This is a genomic window from Methylophaga sp. UBA5088 (assembly GCF_002414625.1).
Classification (GTDB): domain Bacteria; phylum Pseudomonadota; class Gammaproteobacteria; order Nitrosococcales; family Methylophagaceae; genus Methylophaga; species Methylophaga marina.
In genome coordinates, this window is sequence record NZ_DIAC01000129.1 from 20,862 (window position 1) to 22,753 (window position 1,892).

Annotated in this window: 3 protein-coding genes; 2 read left to right on the forward strand and 1 reads right to left on the reverse strand. The window is 40.6% G+C overall.

The genetic code is table 11. From position 1 onward, the window contains the following. Nucleotides 1-255 (reverse strand): hypothetical protein (locus B4K20_RS15905; protein WP_289283666.1); only part of this gene is annotated, 255 nt, incomplete at its 3' end. A 285-nt stretch (nucleotides 256-540) separates the two neighbouring features. On the opposite strand from B4K20_RS15905, the gene B4K20_RS15910 reads away from it, so the two are divergent. Together B4K20_RS15910 and B4K20_RS15915 are read left to right on the forward strand one after the other, a co-directional pair. Beyond that, nucleotides 541-1,338: an ABC transporter substrate-binding protein gene (locus B4K20_RS15910; protein WP_289283667.1), complete on the forward strand. Its 798-nt coding sequence runs from the start codon at nucleotides 541-543 to the stop codon at nucleotides 1,336-1,338. 22 nt (nucleotides 1,339-1,360) lie between these two features. Beyond that, nucleotides 1,361-1,892, forward strand: a 532-nt coding sequence (locus B4K20_RS15915; protein ID WP_414683395.1) for a beta-propeller fold lactonase family protein, incomplete at its 3' end; no start/stop codon positions are given.

Below are 1,892 nucleotides of genomic sequence, written 5' to 3' on the forward strand. Positions count from 1 at the left end.
TGAGTGTATATTTTGATCGTTAAACCGCAGCTCTTTACTGATAGTTACTGTCACAGGTTTGGTTCTGCGACGAGATCCGATTGAGACCACCTTACCTGAACGTTCTGCTTCATCTCTAATGGCAGCCTGTTCTGTTGTTTCAATAGACAATATTCTTACACCACTACAATCACAACGAAAGCTCATAAAATTCATAAATTCTTCGAGGCTTTCCTGTGTTTGCTGCATCTGTAAAGAGCGGAATTGTTTATTCATAAAAACTACCTGTTGTGATAATCAAGATATCGACACAGGTCCTGATTTCTTGAGATGAAAACCGATCGAAAAGATGGCCGTGATTAGTGAATTGTGATCTTAGTCAAAAAAAACAGGAAAAACTCCTAGAGGTAAAAAGGGTGTTTTACTGACACAATGGTTTAGAAGCAAACCTTATGGAGTGATGATTGCTCTATAAAATTAGGGAATTTGCTGATTTATTTAGCCATGTGATTGTGTATTGTCACAGGCAACAAACAAAGAATAATAACGGAGAGTTTAAATATGCTGAAGAATCTCGGGGTTGCCATGCTGCTGTTATGGCCCCAAATCATTTTTGCCAATACTATTAATGTGACGCTTCACTACATAGGACCTACAGATGGCCAAGTGTGGGCTGGTATACAGCAAGGTCTAACAGAGGCTAATTTGCAAGGTCAGTTTCTAGGCCAAACATATGATGTTAAAAACATCACGGAAGAAGAGGTTGAGGCATTACCAGCGTCTGAGATAACGGCGGTTCTGGTTGGCACTGATGCAAAGCATATGCTGGAAATAGCTAAACTGAATAAGTTGACTACTGTACCGGTCTTTAATTTGAGTTCAGATGCTGACAGTCTGCGACAGGTTTGTTTGCCAAACTTATTAAATATTCCCCTGAGTAAGCAAATGAAGCAGGATGCATTAGCTCAATGGCAAAATAAAAACCCAGATAAATTAGTAACAGCGCATGCCTGGCATCATGACTTTGTAAAATTTGCAGCGTCACAACTCAATAATCGTTTTACCAGAAACCATAAAACACAAATGACGGATGATGCATGGGCCGGATGGGCTGCTATCAAAATGTTGTCTGATACTGTAGCGAGAACTCAAAAAACGGATTCTGCAGCTATGCTGAACTACCTCAAGAAGGACTTGTCTTTTGATGGACAAAAAGGTGACACCGCCACATTCAGAGATACTGGACAATTACGTCAGATTGTTCTGCTGATAGATAAAGATGACAACATCGTTGCCGAAGCACCTTTAAGAGGTGTTAAGGGTGGGCTGGATAGTCTTGGACTAATCAGCTGTAAATAATTTGAGAGAAGAAGGAAGCATAATGAAATTAAAAAGTATTTTGTTAACGACATTGGTTTTAGCCAGCACAGCGGCCTGGGCTGAACCTTCACACCGTGCATTTGTGACCAATGAAAAAGACAATACAGTCAGTGTTATTGATACAAAAACCAATGAGGTAATCAATACCATCAATATCGGAGAACGTCCTAGAGGTATCGGTTTATCGCCAGACCAAAAACAGCTTTATGTTGCCATCAGTGAGGAAGGCGCTATTGCCGTTGTAAATCTTGATACATTAGAAGTGGTAAAAAAACTGGATGCAGGTGATGATCCGGAAACATTTGATGTGGCACCTAATGGCAATATCTACATCTCTAATGAAGATGACGCACAAGCCAGTGTGATTGATCCAAAAACAGGCGAAACCATTGAAGTGATTCCCGTTGGTCTGGAACCAGAAGGTGTCGCTGTTTCACCTGACGGAAGTCTGGTATTGGTCACCAGCGAGTCCACCAACATGGTGCATGTTATCGATACTGCAAAACATAAAGTGGTGAAAAATATTTTGGTTG

Coding starts and splice junctions, on each gene's coding strand:
- B4K20_RS15910 (WP_289283667.1), top strand. CDS start 541: ATGCTGAAGAATCTCGGGGTTGCCATGCTGCTGTTATGGCCCCAAATC.